The sequence below is a fragment of the Streptomyces sp. CG4 genome, assembly GCF_041080655.1.
Lineage (GTDB): Bacteria > Actinomycetota > Actinomycetes > Streptomycetales > Streptomycetaceae > Streptomyces.
Map to the genome: position 1 here is coordinate 9,475,682 of NZ_CP163525.1, position 23,078 is coordinate 9,498,759.

Annotated in this window: 16 protein-coding genes and 5 pseudogenes; 11 read left to right on the top strand and 10 right to left on the bottom strand. The window is 67.8% G+C overall.

Going from position 1 to position 23,078, the window contains the following annotated elements:
• Window positions 1–17: 17 nt before the first annotated feature.
• Window positions 18–956: an Ig-like domain-containing protein gene (locus AB5L52_RS43705; RefSeq protein WP_369369071.1), complete on the bottom strand. Its 939-nt coding sequence runs from the start codon at window positions 954–956 to the stop codon at window positions 18–20.
• A gap of 989 nt (window positions 957–1,945) precedes the next feature.
• On the opposite strand from AB5L52_RS43705, the gene AB5L52_RS43710 reads away from it, so the two are divergent.
• The 3 genes from AB5L52_RS43710 (at window position 1,946) to AB5L52_RS43720 (ending at window position 6,414) form a co-directional block, all read left to right on the top strand.
• The gene (locus AB5L52_RS43710) at window positions 1,946–3,232 is read left to right on the top strand and encodes an erythromycin esterase family protein (RefSeq protein WP_369368598.1); all 1,287 of its coding nucleotides are present in this window, start codon (window positions 1,946–1,948) and stop codon (window positions 3,230–3,232) included.
• Window positions 3,233–3,776: 544 nt separating this feature from the next.
• Complete coding sequence (locus tag AB5L52_RS43715) at window positions 3,777–5,330, top strand: sensor histidine kinase (RefSeq protein WP_369368599.1); 1,554 nt, start codon at window positions 3,777–3,779, stop codon at window positions 5,328–5,330.
• A gap of 430 nt (window positions 5,331–5,760) precedes the next feature.
• Window positions 5,761–6,414: a response regulator transcription factor gene (locus AB5L52_RS43720; protein WP_351033825.1), complete on the top strand. Its 654-nt coding sequence runs from the start codon at window positions 5,761–5,763 to the stop codon at window positions 6,412–6,414.
• Between the two features lie 81 nt (window positions 6,415–6,495).
• Here the strand turns inward: AB5L52_RS43720 and AB5L52_RS43725 are convergent, their stop codons facing one another.
• The 3 genes from AB5L52_RS43725 to AB5L52_RS43735 all read right to left on the bottom strand — a co-directional run bounded on the left by AB5L52_RS43725 (window position 6,496) and on the right by AB5L52_RS43735 (window position 8,615).
• Window positions 6,496–6,804 carry an alpha/beta hydrolase gene (locus AB5L52_RS43725; RefSeq protein ID WP_369369072.1) on the bottom strand — a complete coding sequence of 103 codons (309 nt, stop codon included), beginning with the start codon at window positions 6,802–6,804 and terminating at the stop codon, window positions 6,496–6,498.
• Window positions 6,805–7,108: 304 nt separating this feature from the next.
• Window positions 7,109–7,351 (bottom strand): DUF3761 domain-containing protein, encoded by a 243-nt coding sequence (locus AB5L52_RS43730; RefSeq protein ID WP_351033821.1) that lies wholly within the window; start codon window positions 7,349–7,351, stop codon window positions 7,109–7,111.
• 316 nt (window positions 7,352–7,667) lie between these two features.
• Entirely contained in the window at window positions 7,668–8,615 is a 948-nt protein-coding gene (locus tag AB5L52_RS43735) for a phosphotransferase family protein (RefSeq protein ID WP_369368600.1), read from the bottom strand.
• Between the two features lie 450 nt (window positions 8,616–9,065).
• Between AB5L52_RS43735 and AB5L52_RS43740 the strand changes: the two are divergent.
• From AB5L52_RS43740 to AB5L52_RS43755, 4 genes and pseudogenes are all read left to right on the top strand, one after another.
• Window positions 9,066–9,550: pseudogene (locus AB5L52_RS43740) on the top strand (hypothetical protein).
• A 601-nt stretch (window positions 9,551–10,151) separates the two neighbouring features.
• Window positions 10,152–10,538 (top strand): VOC family protein, encoded by a 387-nt coding sequence (locus tag AB5L52_RS43745; protein WP_369369073.1) that lies wholly within the window; start codon window positions 10,152–10,154, stop codon window positions 10,536–10,538.
• 597 nt (window positions 10,539–11,135) lie between these two features.
• Window positions 11,136–12,809, top strand: a complete 1,674-nt coding sequence (locus AB5L52_RS43750; protein ID WP_369368601.1) for a hypothetical protein — start codon at window positions 11,136–11,138, stop codon at window positions 12,807–12,809.
• Between the two features lie 722 nt (window positions 12,810–13,531).
• Window positions 13,532–13,858: a GNAT family N-acetyltransferase gene (locus AB5L52_RS43755; RefSeq protein WP_351575133.1), complete on the top strand. Its 327-nt coding sequence runs from the start codon at window positions 13,532–13,534 to the stop codon at window positions 13,856–13,858.
• A gap of 447 nt (window positions 13,859–14,305) precedes the next feature.
• On the opposite strand, the pseudogene AB5L52_RS43760 reads toward AB5L52_RS43755, so the two are convergent.
• Window positions 14,306–14,602 (bottom strand): annotated as a pseudogene (locus AB5L52_RS43760) (hypothetical protein); the annotation flags it as partial.
• Window positions 14,603–14,652: 50 nt separating this feature from the next.
• Between AB5L52_RS43760 and AB5L52_RS43765 the strand changes: the two are divergent.
• Together AB5L52_RS43765 and AB5L52_RS43770 are read left to right on the top strand one after the other, a co-directional pair.
• On the top strand, window positions 14,653–15,093 hold the full coding sequence (locus AB5L52_RS43765) for a VOC family protein (RefSeq protein ID WP_351575115.1): 441 nt from the start codon (window positions 14,653–14,655) through the stop codon (window positions 15,091–15,093).
• Window positions 15,094–16,302: 1,209 nt separating this feature from the next.
• On the top strand, window positions 16,303–17,067 hold the full coding sequence (locus AB5L52_RS43770; RefSeq protein WP_351575118.1) for a hypothetical protein: 765 nt from the start codon (window positions 16,303–16,305) through the stop codon (window positions 17,065–17,067).
• A 64-nt stretch (window positions 17,068–17,131) separates the two neighbouring features.
• Here the strand turns inward: AB5L52_RS43770 and AB5L52_RS43775 are convergent, their stop codons facing one another.
• The 5 genes and pseudogenes from AB5L52_RS43775 to AB5L52_RS43795 all read right to left on the bottom strand — a co-directional run.
• Window positions 17,132–17,464 (bottom strand): helix-turn-helix transcriptional regulator, encoded by a 333-nt coding sequence (locus tag AB5L52_RS43775; RefSeq protein WP_351575121.1) that lies wholly within the window; start codon window positions 17,462–17,464, stop codon window positions 17,132–17,134.
• 298 nt (window positions 17,465–17,762) lie between these two features.
• Window positions 17,763–17,993: pseudogene (locus tag AB5L52_RS43780) on the bottom strand (transposase); the annotation flags it as partial.
• Window positions 17,994–18,460: 467 nt separating this feature from the next.
• Window positions 18,461–19,501, bottom strand: a complete 1,041-nt coding sequence (locus AB5L52_RS43785) for a vWA domain-containing protein (protein WP_351575124.1) — start codon at window positions 19,499–19,501, stop codon at window positions 18,461–18,463.
• Between the two features lie 290 nt (window positions 19,502–19,791).
• A pseudogene (locus tag AB5L52_RS43790) lies at window positions 19,792–19,920 on the bottom strand (leucine zipper domain-containing protein); the annotation flags it as partial.
• Window positions 19,921–20,113: 193 nt separating this feature from the next.
• Window positions 20,114–20,879: pseudogene (locus AB5L52_RS43795) on the bottom strand (SDR family NAD(P)-dependent oxidoreductase); the annotation flags it as partial.
• A 325-nt stretch (window positions 20,880–21,204) separates the two neighbouring features.
• Here AB5L52_RS43795 and AB5L52_RS43800 point away from each other — a divergent pair.
• Both AB5L52_RS43800 and AB5L52_RS43805 read left to right on the top strand, forming a co-directional pair.
• A complete protein-coding gene (locus tag AB5L52_RS43800) occupies window positions 21,205–21,840 on the top strand; it encodes a DUF4956 domain-containing protein (RefSeq protein WP_369368602.1) in 636 nt (211 codons plus the stop codon).
• Window positions 21,837–22,667 carry a polyphosphate polymerase domain-containing protein gene (locus AB5L52_RS43805; RefSeq protein WP_369368603.1) on the top strand — a complete coding sequence of 277 codons (831 nt, stop codon included), beginning with the start codon at window positions 21,837–21,839 and terminating at the stop codon, window positions 22,665–22,667. The genes AB5L52_RS43800 and AB5L52_RS43805 overlap by 4 nt, the downstream gene beginning before the upstream one ends.
• Window positions 22,668–23,078 lie beyond the last annotated feature (411 nt).

Below are 23,078 nucleotides of genomic sequence, written 5' to 3' on the forward strand. Positions count from 1 at the left end.
GAGGCCACCGCAGCGCATCACAGCGTCCCGGTCGTCCCCTGCCCGGCCGCGCTGCCCGCGAGCCACTCGTCCCACCCAAGGTTGAAGTCGGCGTAGCCGTTGTCGGCCTCGGCCTTGGCGCGGGGCGAGCCGGTGATGGTGACGGGGTCGCCCTGCTCGACCTGGCCGTAGAACCACTTGGCGTCCGGCAGGGACAGGTGGACGCAGCCGTGCGAACCACGGGCGCTGCCGCTGCCCGGAGTGGGGTCTCCGGTCGAGTAGTGCACGTATGTGCCGGACTGGGTCAGGTGGATGTCCCAAGGCAGCGTCAGGTCGTAGTAGTTGGGGCTGCCCTTGTCGCAGCTGATGCCGACGCTGCAGGAGGTCATATGAACCTTCTCCTCCTTGTCGATGACAGCCATCGTGCCGTTCCACGTCGGATACTGGGCGCTGCCCGCATTGATCGACAGGGTGCGCTCCAGCTTGCCGTTCCGGGTCACCTTCATCGTGTGGCCGGTCACCGAGACATCCGCGCGCACGTCGTCGCCGAGCGTGAAGGTGTGCGTGTAGCTGCGCACGCCGTAGCGTCCGTTGCCGTTGCTGACGCCGTTCAGGTCAGCGTCGATCTTCACCTTCGTGCCGGAGGGCCAGTACGTCTTCGGCCGCCAGTCGGCGCGATTGTCGCCGAACCAGTGCCAGGCGCCGACCACCGGCTGCGAAGCGCTCACCTTCAGGTGCTTCTCCACCGACGCCCGAGCCTTTGCCGACACCGGGTTCGTGAAGACCACCGAGATCGGCATGGCCACGCCGACCGTGGTTCCCGCCTGCGGGGTGATCGTATCGAGCAGCATCGGCGGACCGGCGGGCTTGGTCGGTGACGGAGAGGCGCTCGCGCTCGGCTTGCCCGACGCCTTCGCGTCGTCCCCACGCGCCTTGTCACTGCTGCCCCCGCCGCAGGCACTCGTACCCACCAGCATTGCAGTCGTGACGAGTGCGATACCTATGCCGCCCTTGCGCCGTCCCACGACCTGCCCCGTTCTCTCGCTCTTCGGCCCTGATGGGCCCGACTCCCTGTCGGACAGCGAAGACATGGGGTGAAGTTGCGTGCGTTGCGTAAAGCATGTCTAAAAACTCGGTGCGCATCGCCGGATCGGGCACGATCAGGGGCGCGCCATTGTCGTCTCCCGCCTTCAGAACGCGTCAGGGTACGAGGAATCGGCCGCGCCGCTGTGGGCTGACGGTCGGAGGTACCGGCCGGTGCATGCACCGACACCTCGGCCCCATCGTCCCTACCCCTGCATCGCCCGACCGAGCCGTAGCCCGCGCCCTGCTCGACCAAGCCGCCACCGAGATGGGCCCTTGCCCCCTGGACGCCTTCCACTTCATCACCGCCCTGACTCTTGGCCTGGAAGCCCTCCCTCTAGGCCACCGCCCGGCCACCCACGCCGCGCTGCCCCCCGCCGGGCTTTCCGGAACCGATCTGTGGGGCTACTTGCACCGCTCTCTCTCCCCGCCCCGGAGCTGCCCCGGCTCGATCGCTTCGCCGTCGAGTCCGCCACGCCCGGCGTCTCTCGGCTGCTCGTCACCGAGGACGGCAGCGCCCTTGCGGACGCCACCATCGGAACGCCCGTGCAGGGAAGCGGAGTTCTGTGGTGGATCGGAGTCGACCCCGGCGCACGCGGGCGAGTACTCGGCCGTACCCTCCTCGGCACCAGCCCGGAGACCCTCAGCCGCATGGGCGCCACCGACGCCATCCTTTGCGTGGACGATGACGCCCCGCCCGGAGACGACCGAGACCGGACGGCTGTGAGGCACGCCGTCTGGTGTAGGTGCGGCCGATGATGTGTTGTTGGTCGGGATGGGGGATGGGGGTGTTGGCGGTGTTCAGCGGTGCAGGTGTAGCCGGATCACTGCGGCGCCCTTCGGTGAGCTGGGCGCCTGTGTAAGCCGTGATGAGGAGGAAGCCGTGCCGGAGAACATGATGACGAAGGACGTCAAGGAGTGGTTATCGGCCCGGGCGTTGCGCCTGCGGACGCTGGAGGCGGGCGGTCCGGCCGCCGACCTTCAGCCGTGGGCCGGGGTCCTGAAGGATGTGCGGATAGTGGGCCTGGGGGAAGCCACCCACGGTACCCGGGAGTTCTTTCTCCTCAAACATCGGCTTGTCGAGTTCCTCGTCCGTGACCTGGGCTTCCGTACGCTGGCAATGGAGGCACCCGCGGCTGCGACGTGTTCGGTGAACGCCTATGTGCTGCACGGGACGGGGGACGCTCGGTCCGCTGTTGCCCGGCTCGGCTTCTGGACGTGGAAGACCGAGGAGGTGCTTGCGCTGGTGGAGTGGATGCGGGGGTACAACGCGTCTGTGGCCGGGGATCGCCGGGTACGGTTCGTCGGCATCGACCCGCAGCCGCCTGCGCCCGCGATCGGGCGGCTCGACGCTTTCCTGCGGCGCGTCGCACCGGAACGGGCTGTTGCATTGCGGGATGTCTTCGACCTCCTCGCCGCGGCTCAGCCTGGCAGTCACCCCGACTCCGGCGGTCGGCTCGTGGGGGCGGTCCGGGAACTGGTGGAGTGGATCACGGCTGACGGGGTCCGTCCGGCCGCCGGTACCGGCGCCGGCGAAGCCGGTGAGGCGACTCGCGCCGTCGAGGACGCGCGGATGCTGCTTCGCGCCGCCGATATGGCGAGCCGCCCGCTGCTGTGCGAGGACAGGAAGGACAGCGGTCTCGCCGCGCGTGACCGGCACATGGCGGACGCCGTGGCCGAGGCTCTCGGCGAGGGGCCCGGCGGCGTTGTGGTGTGGGCGCACAACGGCCACGTTCTGAAGGGGCGTTATGCGTCCGGTGTGCCCGCGCTAGGCAGCCATCTCGCGATGCGGTACGGGGACGCCTATTACGCCCTCGGTCTGCTCTTCGGCAGGGGTGCTTTCCGGGCCCGGCGGGGGGACGACGCCGTGGGGCCGCCTGCCCGGCACCGCATCAGTGGTGGGGGACTGAGGTTGGTGGAGAGCCAGCTGGCTGCCGCCTGCCGGGTGGACCACTTGGTCGACCTGCGCCCGGGCAAGAAGGTGCCAGAGGTCAACCGCTGGCTGACCGCCGGCCACTACATGCGATGCTTCGGTGCCGGGGTGCCTCGCTTCACGTACCGTTTCCAGTTCATGCCAACCGTCCTGGCGGAGGAGTACGACGGCCTGGCCTATGTGGCGCGGTCCAGTTGTTCCCGCCCGCTCGACCTCCCCGCGTCGGATGGCCGATGACGGCTGCCGGCCTCTGCACATCCCGCGTGCGGTGCAGGCTGCAGGACCCTGAACCTGGGGCAAGGATCTCCCCGCCCTCGCCCCCGCCCTCGATCACCATCGCCCGGGACGATTGCTTCGGTGATCGGGCCGTCCGCTTGGACGTCAATCGCTACCGGTGACGGCGAGTGGTTCAACAAGTCGGTGCGAAGTCCGGCGAGCACGCCGGCACACGTTGGCACCCACTTCCCGTCCGGCAGGGACGCGCAACGGCCCCACAGCGACCCGCTTGCTTCATCCTCCGGCTGGTGTCGGGAGCGAGGAGAGGGGAGCGGGGAGCGCGGTCGGTAATCCCCTGGCTGAGGTCTGGCGCCGGTCGCGGGCCCGGGGATTTCGGGCACGGTTGAGTGATCCGGGGTGTCATGGTCGAGTATCTGTAGGGCGCGGGTCGCAGGGGGTGGTTCGTCCATCGGGGTGTCCGGCGGTGTCCTGGTTGACTTTCGTTGTTCCTGGTTGCAACCAATGGCGGGTGCGGTGGGCGACGGAGGGTGCTTACCGTTGCCGCGTGAGTGGTGTGGAGCTTGGGAACGGCCTCGTGATGTCGGCTTGCCGGGCGCTGGTGACCCGCCTGCGCTCGCTTCCCCGTGCGCTGCGCGCTGTGTGCAGGGGTCTCTTCGCGCCCGGGATGTGGCCTGCCGGGCGCGTCGTGGGCGAGTCGCTGCTGATGGTGGTGTTCGGGCTGGTGGCCGCGGGAGCCGAGGCCATGCAGGGGAGCGGCACGGTACGCGTCGTCGGTGCTGGGCTGGTCGCCGTGCTGTTGTGCCTGCTGCGCCGAGTGGTTCCCGCGATCGTGTTGTTGGCGGCCGCCGCCGGCTCGGTGCCGTACTGCTTCTTCGGGCTCACCCCGCTGCTCGCGGTCACCGCCTGGTCGGCCGGGCGCCGGATCGGCAGTGCCGGCAGGGCGGCCGGTGCCTTCGCCGTCGCGTATCTGCTCAACGTCGGCCTCACCCAGGTCACCCTGTGGGGGCAGCCCCGCTCCCTGGTGGTCGACGCTTTCACCGCCCTGCTGCCGCTGGCGACTGTGGTCGTCCCCGGCCTCGCCGGTCGTTACTGGTCGCAGTACCGCACCCTGACCGACACCCTTCGGCGGTACAACGCCCAGCTGCTGCGCGAACGGGCGATGGTCGCCGGGCAGGCCCGGATGCGAGAGCGCCAGCGCATCGCGCAGGACATGCACGACAGCCTCGGCCATCACCTCACGCTGATCTCGGTGCACGTCGGCGCGCTGGAGGTGGACCGCGGGCTGACCGGACGGCAGCGGGAGGCGGTGGGCGTGCTGCGGGAGGCGTCGGTGGCAGCGATGCACGAGCTGCGCGAGGTGGTGGGGCTGCTCAAAGATGCCACGCGACGGCCCGGCCACGCGGGGGAGGCCGAGGAGCCCACGCGCGGGGTGGCCGGGATCGAGAGCCTGGTCCAGGCGTCGCGCAACGCGGGCGCGTGCGTGGCGCTGCGCCGCTGCGGTGATCCGCGCCCGCTCCCGCCGGCCGCCGACCATGCGGCGTACCGCGTGGTCCAGGAGGGGCTGACCAACGCCCACAAGCATGCCCCGGGTGTACCGGTCGCCATCGAGCTGCGCTACGAGCCGGACGCCCTGGTCATCGAGGTCGCCAACGGTCCCGCATCCGCATCCGCATCCGTATCCACACCCGCGGCCGACCGGATCGTGGTGAGCGGCGGGCAAGGGCTGACAGGGCTGGGGGAGCGGACCCGGCTCATCGGCGGAATGGTCCATGCGGGGACGACGGCGGACGGAGGCTTCCGGCTGGCGGGCATGCTGCCGTACACGGTGCCGGAGATCGGCTCCTCCGGCCTGTCGGGGGAGCCGGGGACGACGTTCGTTGATCCGGCCGACGACTTTCGGGAGCAGTTCTCGGCCGTCTCGCCGGGCGAGGGTGGTCCGGTCATGGACGGGATCGGCCTGCCGAAGGAGCTGGCGGAAGCAATGAGTGAGAACAACAAGACCAAGGGCCTGGCGGCCGGCTGCGCGCTGGCGGCGCTGATCCTGCTGGCGCTGATGATCGGCCTGGCCGCTTTGGCCTTCCTGTCCGTCGGCAGGTAGGAAAGGGCGATGACCAAGCCGTATAGCCATGCGGTGAAGGCGGCCCGGAGGGACGTACAGGTGCGTGAACGGGCGCCCGGAGAAGGCTCGTGCCCGGCTTGCTGGGGCACCTTCGGCGGCTTGAGCCAGGCGGTGTCCGGCACGCACCTGGGCCGTGTGGTCGCCGCTCTCCATCCTCGTAACGCTCTCGGCTCCTGCTGACCTTTCGACGCCGCTCGAAGAGGGGCACCCCGCCATGACCGGGAGGTGCCCCCTGTCACGGCGCGTCGCCCGCCGCAGCAGCCGGAGTCTTCGAGACCGCGAGCCGCGGCCAAAAGGGATGGGGTGCGGGGAGACTGGGGTGCCTGACTCGCGGGTGGATGGCTCTTGCGGGCATGATGGCGCGCAGACGGCCTTCGAGACCGGCCGCTCGAAACAGCGCAGGAGAGTCGTGATCAGGGTTATCGTCGCAGACGACGAGCCGCTCATCCGGGCAGGCATCAGGATGATCCTCACCTCCGCTGAGGACATCGATCTGGTCGCTGAGGCGGCCGACGGCCGCGAGGCCGTCGAGGCGGTCCGGGCCCGGCGTGTGGACGTCGTCCTGCTCGATATCCAGATGCCGGTCATGGACGGGCTGGAGGCCTTGGCCGAACTGCGGCGCACCGCCCCCGACACCCGCGTCCTGATCCTCACCACCTTCGGCACCCAGGAGAACGTGCTGCGCGCCCTGACCGAAGGCAGCGCGGGCTTTCTGCTGAAGGACTCGGCGCCTGCAGAGCTCATCGGCGCGGTGCGCGCCGCGGCCGCCGGGCAGGCGTATCTGTCACCGGGCGCGACCCGCCACGTCGTGGACTCCCTCGCCTCCGGCACGTCCGCCCTGCGCTCCGAGCGGGCCCGACGACGACTGGAGACACTCACCACCCGCGAGAAGGAGGTACTGGCCCTGCTCGGCGAGGGCCTGTCCAACGCCGACACCGGCCACCGGCTCCACATGAGCGAGGGGACCGTCAAAACGTACGTGAGCCGGATCTTGTCCAAGTTGGACTGCGAGAACCGCGTACAGGCGGCCCTGCTGGCACGCGACGCGGGCCTGAACCGCTGACCGACTCCACGAGCGGGAACAACACGATTCCGGCAGGCCCAGCCACCTGCGGCCGTCCCCCCAACCCTCAATCCCCAACCCTCAACCCGTGGCTCGGTCCCGCGGCGATCGACGCCGTCGCAGACGCGTGGTGACGGTGCTCCGGACGGCCGGCAGTACATCTACGAGCACCCGGAGATGCGCCACGTGCCCTCCGGTCACCAGGTAGCGAGCCGCCGCCCGCTGCGCGCATTCCACTCCGCCCTGGGGCGCGACATGGGTGCGTCCCTTGAAGGCCACCAGCTTCGCGCCGAGGCGCTGGGATACCGTCCGGGCACCCACGAACCCCTTCCGAGGACCGTTCGTGCTGTTAATGACCAGTGGTTGCGGCGTGGACGGCGGGACCTTGATCCCGCCGAGGGGCGCGCCTCTGCCTGGTCAGAAGGCGCAGGGCAGGTACTGGGCCGCGGCGAAGGATGAGTCCTTGTCGGCTTTGTGGAAGGCGTCGGCGATGGCAGTCGCGGTGTCTGGCCACGCGAAGTCGGTGCAGCGGCATGCACCCGGCTGCGGCCAGGACCAGCTTTAGGGCAGTGAGAAGCGTGGTCCTGGGCGGACATCACACCGACCTGCTGGTGACGCCGGCTCGAGACGCCGGTGCCGAAGCGTAGAGTTCGCCTCCTCCGGACGCGGAGGAGGCGAACTGTGTGGTGGCGGACTACTTGAACCAGTAGCGGACGCCGTGGTGGTGGGAGCAGGTGCCCTGCGAGTGCCGCGAGTACGACAGGGAAGCGTCGTAGCACTTCGCAGTCTCGTACTTGTCCTTCGGCTTTTGGTGATGCGTCCAGCCGCACACACCGGTGGTGTGGTTGATGCAGCGATGGGCGCTGTTGGTGGACGGCAGGGTCGCCGCGGCCGCGGCCGGTGCACTGAACAGGACGCCGGCAAGAGCGACAGCCATGGCTGAGGCAGCAAGACGTACGCGCAAAGGAATCCCCCCTTTGAGTGGAACAAGTGCAGCGGAAGTTTATAGGGGATTCAACGACCGGTTGCCCCGTTCTGGCCGGAAAGTCGGCTCGCAATCCCGAGCGAGAAGGCGACGGCGCGTGCTCCACGGGCGCGAACAACATCAGCTGGCAAGCGCGCGGCACCGGGAGATTGGGCAGAGGAGCATCCTGAAGCCATGGCAGTAGGGGGACGGCGGGTGATGCTGCTGTTCGAACAGAGGTAGGGCAATGGCAATGCGCCGCCGTGCCCGCGCGCCGGACCGCTTTGGCTCAGCTGTCCATCAGAGCGGTGACATAGGCATCCAGCCGCTCCTCCACAGCGCGCGTCGTCAGCTCTCTCCTCCCTGCCTCCCGCCATGGCAGGGCCACCTGTTGCACTTCTTCTGATATCGCCAGCGCGTCCCGCACCTGCCAATACAGCCGCTCGCCCGCGGTCGCGGCCAGTGCCCCGCCGGCCTTCTCATACGCCTCAGCGAACCGCAGGCCCCACGCCGGGGCGTGCAGCAGAGCGAGGTTGGTGGAGCAGTGCGCGACGTCGAGGTCTGCCGGGCCCCAGGAGGTCTGTGCCCAGTCGACGACGCCGGTGATGCGGGGACTTGCCGGGCTTGTTGGCGGCACGTCGAACAGTACGTTGCCGGGTTGGAAGTCCCGGTGCAGGAATCGCCCTTCATAGGGCGGCGCGGGCTGTCGGATCACGTCGATCGCCGCGGCCCATACCGCCACGTCAGCGCCCTTCGGAGTCACGACAGTGTCGGCTGTCGTCGACGCCACATACTCCCGGGGCCGCTCGGCGGGTCGCAACGCGTGGATCGCCACGAGCTGACGGGCCAGCAGAGGGACGCGCGTCCCCAACCCCTCATCGTCGAGGACCGTGCGGCCCGCCAGATGTGTCATCAGGAGCGACGGATACTCGCAATGCGCGGCGGTCGGATCCACCGCGACCAGTCCAGGAGCCGGTACGCCGGTCCCCGTCAGCAGGGTCAGGGCGCCGGCCTCCCTGTTCAGCCAGTCCTCGGCGTGCTCCACGTTGACGAAGGTCCGCAGTACCAGGTCACGGGTGCCTCCATCCCGCCTCGTGATGGTCAGCCGCCGCATTTCAGCGGTGATGCCGCCGTGCAGCGCCTCTGTTTTGACGACCCGTTCGCCGACCTCCAGGTGCCGGCTCACCCAATCCAGGGTCAACGGCCTGACAGCCGCCGCCTCATCGTGGTTTGTCACCGCGCCACCCCATCATCCGGACGGCGACCGCGCAAAAGCTTTCCTTGGAGGCGATCAACGCTGTTCTGTTCCTCGCGCCCGGTCACGGCCCGGAGCACAACTCGGTGCCCACGGCAGGAGAGACCAGCCATCCTCCCACCACAAACCCACACGTGCCGTTGAAACTCCGCTACTTCGCTTTCGCCGTCACGACGGTCAGCCAGGGCTCAACAGCAACGGACATGCGACTCGTCGGCAGAGCCACCAGAGTCCCTGCGAGCGTGCCGCGGAGAGCGACCATCGCGGGTCGGGCGAGCAGGGGCATCTTGCGAAGGAGGGCAAACCCCACCCGGCGATGACGACCTGATCCAACTGGCGACTGTCCGCACGGACGGCCCCGCGGGGACCCGCGTAGGGGTTTCGTCGCAGCATTCGGCTGCTTTGCGAGGTGGTAGCAGGCAGCATGGCAGGGTGTCTGATCTGCTGTGGGATGACGTCAGGAGCTTCTTCGATCCGGATGTGATGGGGTCGTTGCCGGACGTGCGTGTGCCGGATGCGTCTGTGGAGGACTGGTCCGCGGTGCTGGACCTTGTGAGCGCGAGTGGCTGGCAGTTCCAGTACTCCGTGGGTGAGGTCGTGATGCCGCTGCCCCGGGCCGAGGAGGTGTTGTCCCGTCCGGCGGATGCGGAATGTGCGTATTTGCTAGTCCGGCCGATCCCTGACGTGAGGGTGATCTTCCATTTCTATGCCGCAGACGAGATCGACTTCGACGTGGACCTGCGGGAGTTGCAGGGCCAGGAGCGGCTTGATGTCTTTTGCGGCTTCCTTCGGGCGATCGGTCGCCGGCTGGGCAAACCTGTGCTGATGGATCCGGAGTCTGACCAAGGCATCCGGTGCTCGCGTTCGATGTCGAGGCCGACCGCGTGGTGCTGTTGGCGGACCCACAGGCCAACTGACTTGTACCGCCGCTATGGGCAGTAGTACCTCAAGGGTCGCGCCGCGTTCGGCCAGTTACCGGGTCGGGACAGCAGCCCCGTCGCACAGCCGAAGTCCAGGATCCGCAGCCCGGCCACGTCCCCGACCAGGTCCAGGATCGCGGGCCTGCCGGAGAGGGCGTTGAACGGCTGGTGGCGCCGTGCTCGGCGTACGCCTCGCCTGATGTGTCGCAGTCGGATGACTTCATACGCCGATCCTCACACCTTGCGGCCGCGGGGGATCATCAGCCGTCCACGCTCGTAGTCCGGCCGCCGGGGCCGTGAAGGATCAGGAGCAGGCATTCCAGAGCCGGCTCGCGGGTGCCCGTCGGACCCATGTGAATCACCGGACGCTGTCACCGGCAACGCGGGCCAGGCCACCGAACGTCTCCCAACTCGGTAACTGCCCCTCCCGGCGTTGGTGTTTTCCGGTCCGCCTTGAGGCGTTGCGACCGGTGTTCGGGCGCCGGGCGAACAAGGTCTCAACCCTGTCCCATAAGAACTCTTCGAGGCCCCGCGCCCCCGTCATTTGTGTACTGAAAACCGCGTGGCACCGTCCGTCACGCGCGTGGATCATGAGCGGATGGCGCGACTCCATGACATCGTCTTCGACTGCGCTCACCCCGCAGCCACGGCCCGCTTCTGGGCTGCGGCTCTGGACGGCTATGCCGTCGCACCCTACGACGCTGCGGAACTCGCACGCCTGCGCTCCCTTGGGATCACCAGCACCGAAGACGACCCCACCGTGCTCGTCGAGACGGCACACGGAGGACCTCGGCTGTGGTTCCAACTCGTGCCAGAGGCCAAGAGCGTGAAAAATCGTCTGCACCTGGACCTGCTCGCTACGGACCCAGAGGCGGAGATCCGACGCCTGACGGCTCTCGGCGCGACCGTTCAGGCTCGCCACACGGACAACATCGTCTTTACCGATCCCGAAGGCAATGAGTTCTGTCTTTCGCTGACGGGCTGACGGGCTGATGGCTGGTCGGCGGCTCAGATCCGGAATGATCTCCGCGTGGCTGGTGTGATCACGGCAAGCGTGTCACTGCTGCGCCTCGCTCGTGAACTGGTCGTCCATCGGGCGCTGTCCCCGTCGCTATGACGCGGGAGGGCAGCCGGAGCGACCCCGCAGAACATTGTGCGCGGCCCGTCCAGTGCTCGGCCACGTACTACTCAACGCCCCCGCTCGACGCCGATACAGACACGATCCCGTGCGCCAACACGGTCTGCGACCGCATCGACGACCGGCGCAGGGCCACCGTGAGGCCTTAGCCCACGCCAGCCTCGGACGGTTCAGTTCGCTGGCGCCTCGCCTCGCTACCTCACTTTCGCCGAGTTACTCATTGTGACTCTCCAGCAGGCCGAACACTGACGGCACCCCCTACACCGGCGAGACGAGCAGACGAACCACCTCAACTCTCCTGCCGAAGAACAGAGTCCATGCACACTTCCAGACGCGTCTGCGCCTGGTTATCGTCAGAGGACTCAGCTGCCCCGTGTGCCGTAATACGTGCAGAGTGAGGGGCAGCAGAGGGGCGGGCACGCGGTAGTTGCCGGAGGTTGTCCAGTGGCCATGGAAGACCGGAGCGGTCCCTCATGGGAGAACGTCCATGCCGGCGTGGAGGCGGTGATCGGGCGCTGGGACGACGCGGTGGCACGAATCTCCGACGAGAAGGCGGCCCAGCAGACAGTGCGCGAGTATCTCGTGGACTTCGTATTTCCCCACGCTGACTCTCCTGAGGACGAAGCAGCGTTCCTGTTCATGCTCGCATGGCGATTCGCCGAACTGGGGCGATTTGCTGACGACCTTACTGTCCTTGAGTGGATTGCGGAGTTGTACGCCGGCCAGACCGACGGTGATGTGGCCGTGGCCGTGCTCATGACGCTGGCGGACGTGGCCATGGAACTGGCGCCGCGCTATGTGGACCCGGACCGTGTCGTAGCGATCTTGAATCGGGCGGTGGACCAGGTCGCCTCAGATGTTTCGCCGGCGATTGAGCGAGCGGCGTGCCGAGCGCTCGCCTATGGGGCCATCCTCACCAGCACGGTTCCGATGGCCGACGGAGTTCGCGGCATCAGGCGGCAGGCCGAGCCGTGGCGCATGATCATCGACCGCTGGTCGGGGAACGGGGATGCAGTTCTGCGCTGGCGGCTCGCGCAAGCCCACTTCCATATTGGTCTGGTTCACCTGCTGTTGGGGGAAGATGCGTCAGCCGACGACAGGTTCGCCCGTGCGGCCATGCAGTCGAACGGATTGGCCATCAACGTCGCCGCGGGCGAAGGGCTCGACACGGAATACTTCGCCCGCGGCGAGTACGCGCGCCGCATTCTTCGCGCCGTCGAGCTCCCGGGCCGTGCGGCACACCTCACGCCCGAGTTGCTCTTATCTCCTGCCGCGAACCGGCAGGAGAGAGGGCGTGAGCGGCATCAGGCGAAAGCGCTCGTCCGCGCTGCACAGCTCCGGCACAGGCGATCAGTCGGCGACGTAAAGACGTGGTGCTGCTGCGGAGCCCCCTTTGCACTGCTTCTACGCAACTTCGGTCTCCTGGAGTCCACGATTCGCCTGCCGAGGGCAGATCACGGGGGCGGACAGGGCTTCCACCAGGCTCAGACGTACACCTATGCACGTCGCGGCGATCATGTGGTGCGAGAGCTGGGACGCGAGGTTGACATCGTGCAGGTGGCTACCTCGCAATCGGCAAACCTCGAGCTCGACCCCTGGCGATTCCACGGCGAGCCGCTCTCTCAGGCTCAGCTGTACCTCACAGACGACAGTTGGCTCGACACAGTCACTCACCTGATCACGCTCGCGGAAACCATCATCATCTGGGCCGAAGGCATGACACCGGCACTCGCCCAGGAGATGGCTGCCGTACGGCATCAAGGACGCACGCAGGACACGGTCGTGCTGATCGAAGAGGTGAACCACGACCTCGTTCAAGGAGCCGGTGTCGCTGCGATTCTGGCGACCGAGATCGCTGAGGAAGGCGGCTACGGCGATGATGCATGGCGGTCAATAGCCGATGCCATGACGCCGCACCTGGCACCATCACGCGAGCAACTCACACCCGAGTCCCCGGCCCTCACCGGATTCCCGTATGTGGTGGACCTCCGCAACGCTCCTGAAGAGGGCAGCGCACAGCATCCCCCTGTCTTGGCCAGGCGGCAGCATCACCAGGGGCTCTGGGAGCTTCCTTGGGACGAACGGATGGCGCGTTTGTCGAGGCGCCTCGGCAAATGACGGCCGCTGTGTATTGATTGGCCGTAAACAGTGTGCTGCAGAGCGTGGGGCCGTACTCATCATCCACGCACAAGCCACCGCGCAACACTCGTGTCAGCCGCTCAAACCATGCTGCGATCCCGCTGGAGTTCTGCTGCGCGGATAGCCCCCCCAGGGCGTGTCAGTGTCGAGGAGCTGTGCGGCCAGGCCGCCGAGCTCGGATCCTCGCTCTCGCCGCCCCGCGGCCTCGTCGCCTTGGGCTGCCGCACGTACGTCGACGCCGTCACCGCCGTACGGCCGGACAGATTGCGCCCCTTGGATGGATGCTGACGCATCGCCGAGCAGCGCTCACGCTTCGCCCTCCCGACCGCGGCCACCGACCCGCTGTGCCTCGCTCGTGCGCCGAGGTAGGCCCGTTGTGGCCGGAACGGCAGCAGGCCCCGGGCTGTGGCCGCTGGCGCGAAGCATCGGCTGGTGTTTGGCGACCGGCTCCTGGCCACGCTCGTGCATCTTCCGCCATGGGACAACGAACGACGTGCTGGCCTGCTGGTTCGGCGTGGGCCGCTCCACCAACACCCGCGCCATGAGCGAGCCGCGGCCGCTGCTCGCTGAGTGGGGGCGCACTGTCAGCCCGGGTGTGCGGCTGCGGACCTTGGGAGAGGCCGTCGACCACTTCGGCTCCAGCCAGCGGACTGGGATCCAATCCGATGGTGCGACAGGGTTCTGGCATCAAGAATTACGGGATGCATGAAGTGAAGCTGTCAGACGGGATCATCACTCTGTCCCCCCTGCGCCTGGACGATGTGGAGGCGCACCTCGCAGGGGAGGACGAGCTACTCGTTGACTGGCTCAACGGCGGTCCCGGCACGCGCGAGGGCGTCGAAGCGTACTTCCAGCACTGCCGAGAGCAATGGGAAGCTGCCGGGCCACTCGGTGCTTTCGGTATCCGGGTGGGCCCCGACGAGGCGCTCGCGGGCACGATCGATCTGCGGTTCGTGGGAGAAGGGTTGGCACCCGACCGGGTGAATGTCGCGTACGGCCTCTATCCGTCTTGGCGAGGGCGGGACTGAAGCCGTAATCCAGGTGGAGACGGGAAATCCCGCATCTGCCGCAGTGGCGCAGCGGGCAGGATTCATACCCAGCCGGCAGACACACAGCAAGGACGGCACACGCTTCGACCGGTACATCCGGGACCTGCGCCCCGCCATCCTGTGACAACCAACAGTTACGGAACAACTCATCGTTGGGCGATCGTAGGGTGCAGTTCTCCGACGCGACAAGCGAATTCTGCCTCTTCTTGCCGGACACGAACGCCTTGCGGCCTGCTCGTCCGGCCGGGGACGGCGGACTTGCCCTTCGATTCCGTCGACGCGCGGGTCGACTCTCTCGGCCGCGGCATAGGCGAAGACGTCGGCCAGCGTATGCAGCCGCGCGCCGGGCTGCTGCGGGACGGCAAAGCCACGCCGGGCCAACAGAGGATGGATCTCGTGGATACGGGTAGCGGTAGGCCGGGTCACTCCGTACAGCTCGGCCAGCGCCGCGTGCGGCAGCTGCAGCCGCAGGTAGACCAGGGTGATCAGCACCCGGTCGACGAAGACCAGCTGGTGATTGGGCCCGGCACGAGCCGCACGCTGACGGTCGTGGCCGCGCCGTTCCCGGAGCGCACACTCGCGCTGTGCCGCCCACGGGCGAGCCACTTCCTCGATCAAGTCGCCGAGATGTGCACAATCAAGGCCGCAGAAGGCGGCATGGGACAAGGCCGCGCGGGCCGAGGAGGACCTCACAATCCACGCAACCTGCGCGGCCGTCGTCATGTCACGGCCGACCCGGCGCTACCGCGTATCGAGTCGTTAGGCTCAAAGACATGACTATTCAGCGGATGGACAACGTCGCCATCGTCGTCGACGATCTGGACGCGGCTGTCGCCTTCTTCACCGAGCTCGGCATGGAGCTGGAAGGCAAGGCGCAGATCGAAGGCCTTTATGCGGACCGCACCGTCGGACTCGACGGTGTCCGGAGCGACATCGCGGTGATGCGGACCCCGGACGGCCACAGCAAGCTGGAGCTGACCAAATACCACACCCCCGCGGTATCCGACGCCGAGCCGCGGAACCCTTCGCCCAACACGCTGGGCCTGCATCGCGTCATGTTCGCGGTCGACGACATCGACGACACCATCGCCCGCCTCCGCGCCCACGGCGCAGAACTCCTCGGCGAGGTAGCGCAGTATGAGAACATCTTCCGGCTCTGCTACCTCCGCGGCCCCGCAGGCATCATCGTCGCCCTAGCCGAACAGATTGGCTGACGCGAGCCTGCCGCGCGGAGCATGCCTACGGTCAGCACCGCTATGACGCATCCGCGAAAGGGGCGGTGCAAGCTGCTGTACGAGCCCGGGGATTCCGCCGACGGACGATGTCGGGCGCGGGGAGGACTTCGCGGGCCCGCACGGCCGGCCAGCCGCTGGTGCGGAGGGGAAAGTCGGCGTTCCGCGGTTCGGCGGCGGCCGTGCGAGCTGGACGAGCGGCTCGCGTGGCAAGCGACTGCGTTGCACACCACGGCGCCGGCCGCCGATGACCTCCCCCGCCGTGGGCCCGGTCGGTAGCACATCGTCCTTCCGCCGATCCGGCTCTCCAAAGCGTGGGCCCAGCCCCGGCTTCGACGAGGGTGCCCGACAACGCAGGCGCACGGTCGGGGCCCAGGACGTCGGCCAGCACCGCAGCCGCTGGGTGCCGCTCGTCGCGTCGTACGGGCTCGGGCGTCGAGGCGCCGGCCCTGACGGCCGGCCTTCTCAACCCGAGAGCCCCGCTGTGCGAGGAGGACGTCCCAATCCACGCAACCTGCGCGGCCGTCGTCATGTCACGGCCGACCCCGCGCTACCGCGCACCGAGTCGTAAAAGCAGAGCTAAAACAGAATGCGTTCCTCCAGGGTCGCGAACACGTCTTCGACAAGGATCTCTTTGTCGTCAACGGGACCTGCGGGCAACAGCATTCCTGTGGCGATTACAGCCAACGCGGTAGCCACTCGCTTCGCCGATTCTCTCCCTTCATACAGTAGCCAGAACCGCAGAGAGACTTACCGACAAGCAACCTCGGAAAGGCTCCTCGCCTGAACGAGTGAACGGGCAGTCATTCATCCCGGCGAACGGTTGATGCTGCGAGTTCGCCGGCGCGATCATCGCTGTCCCTAGCCTCATTTCGCCGAGCGCGGACCACCCACCGTTGGGATGCACGACCCAAACACCGACCACGACCGACCCCCTATCTGCGCGACCCCTTGGACTGGTCGGACACGCTGGCCAATTGTCGCTCAAAGTAACGGTGTGGTATCACGTTGGCTGACATCATCAACTCCACTCGCGTCACCTCTCGAGACAGGTAGGCGGCGAGAGGGCTGTGCGCTGGTGTGGCATGTGCCGAGAGGGAAGCCTTTTGGCATCCGCTTGCTGACGGCTGTCCGACCTATCCGTGGAATGTCCTGGGGGCGCCGTCGATGAGTTGGCTTCACCACGCCTGGTTGGCTGATTACGCGTTGCCCGCTGCTGTGAGCGCGGCCATTGCGTGGGTGGGGCTGGCGCGCGAGTTCTCCGGTAAGGGGCGGCTGCTGGGCAGCTGGGCGTCGTCTGGTCTGATGATGCTCGTGCTGGCGCTGATGGGTGCGGTGGCGGCCGGCGCGGTGGTACTGCTGCCGCACGCGGCGTCGATTCCACCGGTGATTGCGGGCGCCGCGACAGGGGCCACCGCGCTGCCCCGACGCAAACAGGACGAGGCCACGCAGCCGTACGTCAAGTTCATGACACTGGGTATCGCCCTGGTCAGGGAACGGCTGGTGCAGCGTGTGCACCTCGATGCCTGTACCTGGTCGGACCGCTTTCTCGGCGGCATTGAAACGTCCGCCCAGCTCAGGGTGTTCGTCCACGATCTCAAGCTGTATCTGCTGGAACGGCATCCGCTCGCCGCCGAGGCCAAGACGATCAACGCAATCTACGCGGATGTGGAGACGGCGATTGACGTGGCGCTGGACGTGCAGACAGGGATCGACGAGGTGTGTCGTCAGACAGAGCGTGAACCGACGGGTGATGAACTCATCGCTCGGCGCCAGGCGTTCGGCACGGCCCTTGCGCACTGCGGACACCTGCTGCGCTTCGCATACGTGCACGGCCGCCGCAGCGAGAACGAAGAACTCCAGATCCTGCGTGCGAAGGCGATGTTCGACGACGCGTTCCACAGTCCGGCACTCCCACCGCAGCGTCGATGGTTCGCCCGCTGGCTCACCCGCTGAAACAAGCCGGGTCAGCCGTGAGCATGATGACTTTGTGACACGGGGTGCCAGCCGGTCTGGAGGTTCACCGATGGGCCGGGAGCCCGCTGTTCCTGAGCGGCAACGGGTCCGTACTGCCGCAGGCTTTGGCGTCCGTCGACTGTCCTCGGACACAGAATGTGATCTGGACGTCGGCATCCAGCGCCTCCGCCACGGCGGCGAGTGTCCTGACTGTCAGGTTCGCGTCGCCGGACATGATCTGGCTGACGCGGCCCGGGCTGACGCCCATTGCCGCCGCGAGATCAGAGCGGGTCTTGCCCTGCCCTGCCAACAGGCCGGCCAGGGAGGCTGTCGCCTGCCTCGCTATGCGGGAAGCCGCTAGGGTGGTCCGGCTCTCGTCACGGGCAAAAATGCCCATGATTCACCCCCAACTCATGGAGAGACAACCCTCGTTGCCACTCCATCAGCATGCCACCTTTAGCTATGACTAAAAACTCGGTTGGTGAAAAGCCTATGCCCAACACTCCCCGTTTAAGGTGCTGACCTGCAGTGGTCTACTGTGAAACGGACGCAAAGTCACCCGTTTGGGTTAGCGAGTGGCGCTGCGGCCGCCTGGCTGCACCTCACGGGTGACCGGCGCCCAGGTCATGTGAGAGCGCGGGCGAGGGTTCTGACAGCGGAGAGCATGGAGCCGAGAACGTTGCGGCAGTGTGGCGGGCGCCGGACTGGGCCGCCTTCGGCAGAGCGCTGAGCACGTTGGCCCTTTTGTGAACCCAGCGCCTCTGATGCCGGGAGGCGGGGAAGACCTCGGCCAGAGCTCTCCAGAAGCCCCCGTCGCCGACTGCCAGGACCGGCGCACACATCCCCCGGCGGGCGCAGTCGCGCAGCAGGTCCGCCCAGGACTCGCCCGACTCGCGGTAGCCGTCCTTGAGCCCGACCGGCTCCTTGGAACTCGTGGCCCCAGGCGAGCCGTTGGCCGGTCTGGACACTCGACGGCCTCCTTGTGTGTCCTGGGCCGTCGAGCGCCAGCAGCGGCGGGTCCGCCTCGTCGGGGCTCGCCGCCCTGTGCTGCCGCGCTCGTATCGCCGTGCTCGATCGGTCACTACGGCGGCCTGCCCTTGGTGGAGCACAGCCCGTAGAACGGTGCGCCGGGGGTATGTGCGGGAGTACGCCGGATGGGCTGGCGATACCCGCGCACCGGCAGGTCGCGGCTGTACGGGGCCGGGGCTCGGCCCGGTAGGGGATGGTGGTGTGGGTCTGGTCGGCGCTGTTGACCACGCTGGGGCGATCGGCGTGAAGGCGGTGGCGATCTCGGCAACACGTACGCCTGCGCCGCGCCCGCAGCCGCCGACTCTGTTGCTGGTGGAGTGCCGGGACGACGAGGACTCCAGGACCCAACCTGGTTTCCGGGGGGTCAGAGCATGAGCAGGAGCCGCGTGTTCGGTACGAGTTTCCGGTTCACGCTGGTGCTCTGTACGAAGATCGTGAAGTCGTCGTTGTGGTCCGGCTTGACGCGAACTTCCGTGTTCGGGAGGCCGAGCAGGGCTCGGGCCTCGGGCCCCGTGTACACCCGGTCCGTCTTCTTCTCCAGTACAGCGATCTGCTTCTGCGCCTGGATTTTCTCCGACTTGCTCAGCTGGTAGAACGCACCGCCGGTACGGTAGGTGTGCCCGCATTCAATGACCCAGTCCCGGATCGCCGCGGCGCGAGTCACCGGTATCAGTTCGTACTCCGACTGATTCACCGGCGCGAGGCCGGCCGCCTTGATGGTGTCCTTGTTGACCGCCTCCGCACCCGTGGAGAACACCGCCCGCGATCCCCGGATGCCCTGGGTGCGGCCCACCATGAACTTCTCGGTGGCTTGGCGGATGACCTGCCCGGCCTCCTCCAGACCCTGTGTGCTCGTGGCGTCCCATATGGCGATGTTGTCCTTCGGGAAACCGCACTGCATGGCCTCGCGCTTGCCCATCTGGTCCGGCACGAGCACGGCCAGCGTCCAGTTGTCGTCCTGTGTCTCGATCATCTGGGCCACCGCCTCAACCAGTTCACGCGGATCCCTGGCAGGGGCATCCGGGCAGCGATGACTTGCGTTCTCCTGCCCATCGGTGAGGACGAACGTCAGGAAGCTGTGGTCACCGTACAGTTGAGCTGTCTGCGCCAGCTCCCTCTGTGACTTCAGTGCGGCCGCCAGCAGAGCCGTCATTCCACCGACCCGATACAATTGCTTCAGCGACGGCATCCGCAGCACGTCCTTGTCGTAGATGACGCACTCCACCTTGTCCGCGAAGACGTAGACCGTGACGCGGGTTTCCTGGTCCAGTTCCCTTGAGCGGCGGGCAAGATATGCGATCTGCTGGTCGGCGACCTCGACAACCTTGCCGCTCAGGTGTGACATGGAAGAACTGGCGTCCAGCACAAGAGCAACGTGATTGATGTAGTTCTGGCTTCCGGACATGACCGCTCCCCCTCGTTCCGACTCGATGCTCCTACCGTCTCACGCACCACTGACAATCGATCTTGGCTGCCATTCTGGATGAGGATCCCTCGTCCATTCGTGCCGTGCGTGGCTGGGGACTGTGGTGGGTTCATCAGGAGCAATGAGTCATTGGTCACCTGTCGCCTGATGGCGCGGCGGCCAACCGTGTAACCGAGCGCGGCCAGCTCGTGAGTGATCCGCTGCGCGGACTACTTCTTCTGCCGCCGTCAGGACTCGATCATCTCCATCACTCACGTCGGAGTCGCACGTGGGCTGTGGTGCGGGGCCGAGGGGCGGTCGAGCAGGCCGAAGTCACCGTGACGGCGCCAGCGGTTGCCCCACTGCGAGGCGCACGCCCGCGAGATTCCCAGCTCGGCTGCGACGTGCGCGCTCGGGCGGGTGTGCGCACGTCGGATCAGACCCCGCGCCGGCCTTCGACTGTAAGAAGGTGCATTGCGGTGTGGCATGCCTAGATCCCGCTGCCTCCGGCGGCAGTCGATCGGCGGGTGAACTGGCCCGGGTCGGCCGTCTTGAGGGCAAGGGCTTCTCGTGCCGTGTCGAGTGTTGCATCGGCGCGTGCAGGGCGTGGGGTCAGCGGGTGAGCGGGGTGGCGCCAGTCGCGGTGATGGACAGGTCCCACCGCCGTTTGGCCGCGCCGGGGTTGATGGCGTACGCGCGGACGCCGCCGTCATCCATGGGCGCGTCAGGAGCGGAGATACGTGCGACGTCGCAGTCCTCCAGGTTAGAGACCGCCGCGCTCGTCGAGGAGTGGGGAGGTGGCTGCCCACAGGCCTGTGGCGGCGCCCTGGAAGGGCGTCTTGAAGTCGGCGCCGATCACATCACCGTGCTCGTCCACCCAACCGCGATCGATCTGCTCCCGGAGCGTCATCTCCCGCAGCAGCCCGGTGATGATCTTGCCAGGATGCAGTGCGAACACCCAGATGCCGTCGCCACGGCCGAGGGTGTCGAAGTACATGGCGAAGAGGGCGTTGGCAGGCTTCGCCTGGCCGTAGGCCAGCCACTTGTCTTAGCCGGTGCGAGAGTCCGGGTCGTGCCAGCGGATGTCACTCAGGGCATGTCCGGCGGAGCCGTTGACGACGACGCGCGCACCGCCTGCCGCGGCCAGGAGAGCGTAGAGCTCGCAGGCGAGGGTGAAGTGTCCGAAGTGGTTGGCGGTGAACTGGCTCTCCCAGCCGGGGCCGGGGCGCCGCTCCGGGGTGGCCATGACGCCGGCGGCTGCCATGAACAGGTCGAGCCGGGTGAAGGAGTCGCTGATCTGCGCGGCGGCGGCGTGCACGCTGTCGAGGTCTTTCAGGTCCAGAGGGATGACGTCGCAGCCTGCGACGTCCGCGAGCGCGGGGTGGGATGTGGCGATGGTGCACAAGCCGGCAGCCAGCGGGTGGGTCCGGCCTGGCCTCTGTGGACCGAGGCGGCGGTGCTGGCCTCGGACACCACATCATCGTTGGCCGCTCTTGTCGGGAGTGGAGCGTCGGTGGCGGTCGGCAAGAGGGGCTAATGGGACAGGAGAAGTGTGCTTCCGGTCAGTTCGGGCCGGGGGTCATCAAGGAGGCGCATCGTTTCTCCACAAGCGAATGCATGTTCGCCATGCGTTTGCCTATCGTCTGTCTCTCGTTCCGGTTCTTCGGGGCCTTCCGGCCTCCGTTCCCACAGGGAGTGCAGTCATGGAGTCGTTACGGCATCTCGCCGCCCACCTCGGGCTCGACCTCGCCGCCGTCGGCCTGCTGACCTTCGCCATCTACTATCCGCGCCACCGCCGGCGCGACCTCGTGCCGGCCTATCTGGCCCTGAACACCGGCCTCTTCACGGTCGTCACCGCCCTCGCCGAGGTGCGCGGCAGCGGGGGCGCGGCTCTGGGCTTCGGTCTGTTCGGCGTGCTCTCGATCGTCAGACTCCGCTCCGACGCCGTGCAGCACGAGGAGGTCGCCTACTACTTCACGACCCTGGTCCTGGGCCTGCTCTGCGGACTGCCGAGGCTGCCGTTCGCACTCACCGCCGGACTGTGCGCCGCCCTGCTCCTCGTCGTCTGGGCGGCCGACAGCCCCCGCCTCCTGGCCGGCACCCGACGCGCCGTCGTCACCCTCGACACCGTCCACCAGAACCCCGCCGCGCTCCGCGCCGACCTGGTACGACGCCTGGGCCAGCCCCTCCACTGGACGGTCATGGAAGTCGACTACGTCCGGGACCTCACCGTCGTCGACGTCCGCTACCGCGAGCCCGTAACGGCCCCGGCCGGCCGGGGCGCGGCGCGCGCCGCCGCACCCAGCCCCCGGACCACGCCCGCCTGGGAGGCCGCGTGACCACCGCACCGGCCCGCTGCGCCACCGCGGTCCGCGCCATCGCCGACGCCGCCCACAGTGCCGCCCCCATCTCACTCGACGAGCTCAACGAACGCGCCTCCCTCCTCGCCCGCTTCGACCACAGCTACCTCGTACCCGCACCCACCTTCCTGCACGTCATCGGCCGGCTCACCGACCCGCACCGGCCCGGCGGCCCCTACCGCGCCCTCACCATCAACGGCCGCCGCGCCTTCCGCTACCACTCCGTCTACTACGACACCCCCGACCTCCGCTCCTTCCACGACCACCGCCAGGGCCGCCGGCTCCGCTTCAAGATCCGCGAACGGCTCTACGAGGACACCGGCGAGCGGCAGTTCGAGATCAAACTCAAAGGCCCGCGCGGCAACACCGTCAAACACCGCCGCCCCCTGACCCCAGCCGCCACCCCCCTCGACCCCGACAGCCGAGCCTTCCTCACCGACACCCTGCACACCGCCTACGGCATCACCGCCCCCGCCGCCCTCGAACCATCCCTGAGCACCGACTACACACGCGCCACCTTCGTGGCCGACGGCGAACGCATCACCTGCGACGCGGCACTGCTCTGCGACGACCTGCGCACCGGACGCACCGTGCGGTGCACGGACGACCTCGTCCTCGTCGAGACCAAGACCACCGGGCATCTCACCGAGGCGGACCGCCTGTTGCACACCCACGGGATACGCCCCGCCGTCTTCACCAAGTACTGCAGCGCCTACGCCGCACTACGACCCGCACTCCCCGCCAACCGATGGCGCCGCACCGCCCACCACGCATTCAGCACGACGACCCCAGAACCGGCGCGCTGAACGACCGGTAACCGCCCGGCGGCAGGACACCGCCTGCCGCCACGAACAACCCTGCGGCCGGGAGGCGATGTGCGCCCTCCCGGCCGCAGACCTGGTCGCTCCCGACCGGAGACCTGAGCCCTGCCGGGCAGATCCTCGCCCGCGGGTGCGCTCCGTGCGGCATGGCAGGCGTTCCGTGGGGGACGCGGGTTGTGTCGATCACCGGAGATACGACCATGGCATGGTGCACCGCCGGGCATCGTAACGCGCCGTGCCACTGCCGAGGTTGCGTGCCCGGTCAGTCGTTGTCACGCTCGCCGACCGGGCGGCAGTGGTGCTGTTCGATGATGGGGTCGGCCGCACACTTCGAGATGCCGAACAGCGCGGCCAGCCGGCGCAGGCGTCCATGGGCAGCGTGCTCTGCGCCCTTGA

Bases quoted from the DNA above. Each gene is read 5' to 3' on its own strand.
- AB5L52_RS43705 (WP_369369071.1), bottom strand. From the start codon at position 956: ATGCTGGTGGGTACGAGTGCCTGCGGCGGGGGCAGCAGTGACAAGGCG.
- AB5L52_RS43730 (WP_351033821.1), bottom strand. From the start codon at position 7,351: ATGGCTGTCGCTCTTGCCGGCGTCCTGTTCAGTGCACCGGCCGCGGCC.
- AB5L52_RS43745 (WP_369369073.1), top strand. From the start codon at position 10,152: ATGGCGCGACTCCATGACATCGTCTTCGACTGCGCTCACCCCGCAGCC.
- AB5L52_RS43755 (WP_351575133.1), top strand. From the start codon at position 13,532: ATGCATGAAGTGAAGCTGTCAGACGGGATCATCACTCTGTCCCCCCTG.
- AB5L52_RS43765 (WP_351575115.1), top strand. From the start codon at position 14,653: ATGACTATTCAGCGGATGGACAACGTCGCCATCGTCGTCGACGATCTG.
- AB5L52_RS43775 (WP_351575121.1), bottom strand. From the start codon at position 17,464: ATGGGCATTTTTGCCCGTGACGAGAGCCGGACCACCCTAGCGGCTTCC.
- AB5L52_RS43785 (WP_351575124.1), bottom strand. From the start codon at position 19,501: ATGTCCGGAAGCCAGAACTACATCAATCACGTTGCTCTTGTGCTGGAC.
- AB5L52_RS43800 (WP_369368602.1), top strand. From the start codon at position 21,205: ATGGAGTCGTTACGGCATCTCGCCGCCCACCTCGGGCTCGACCTCGCC.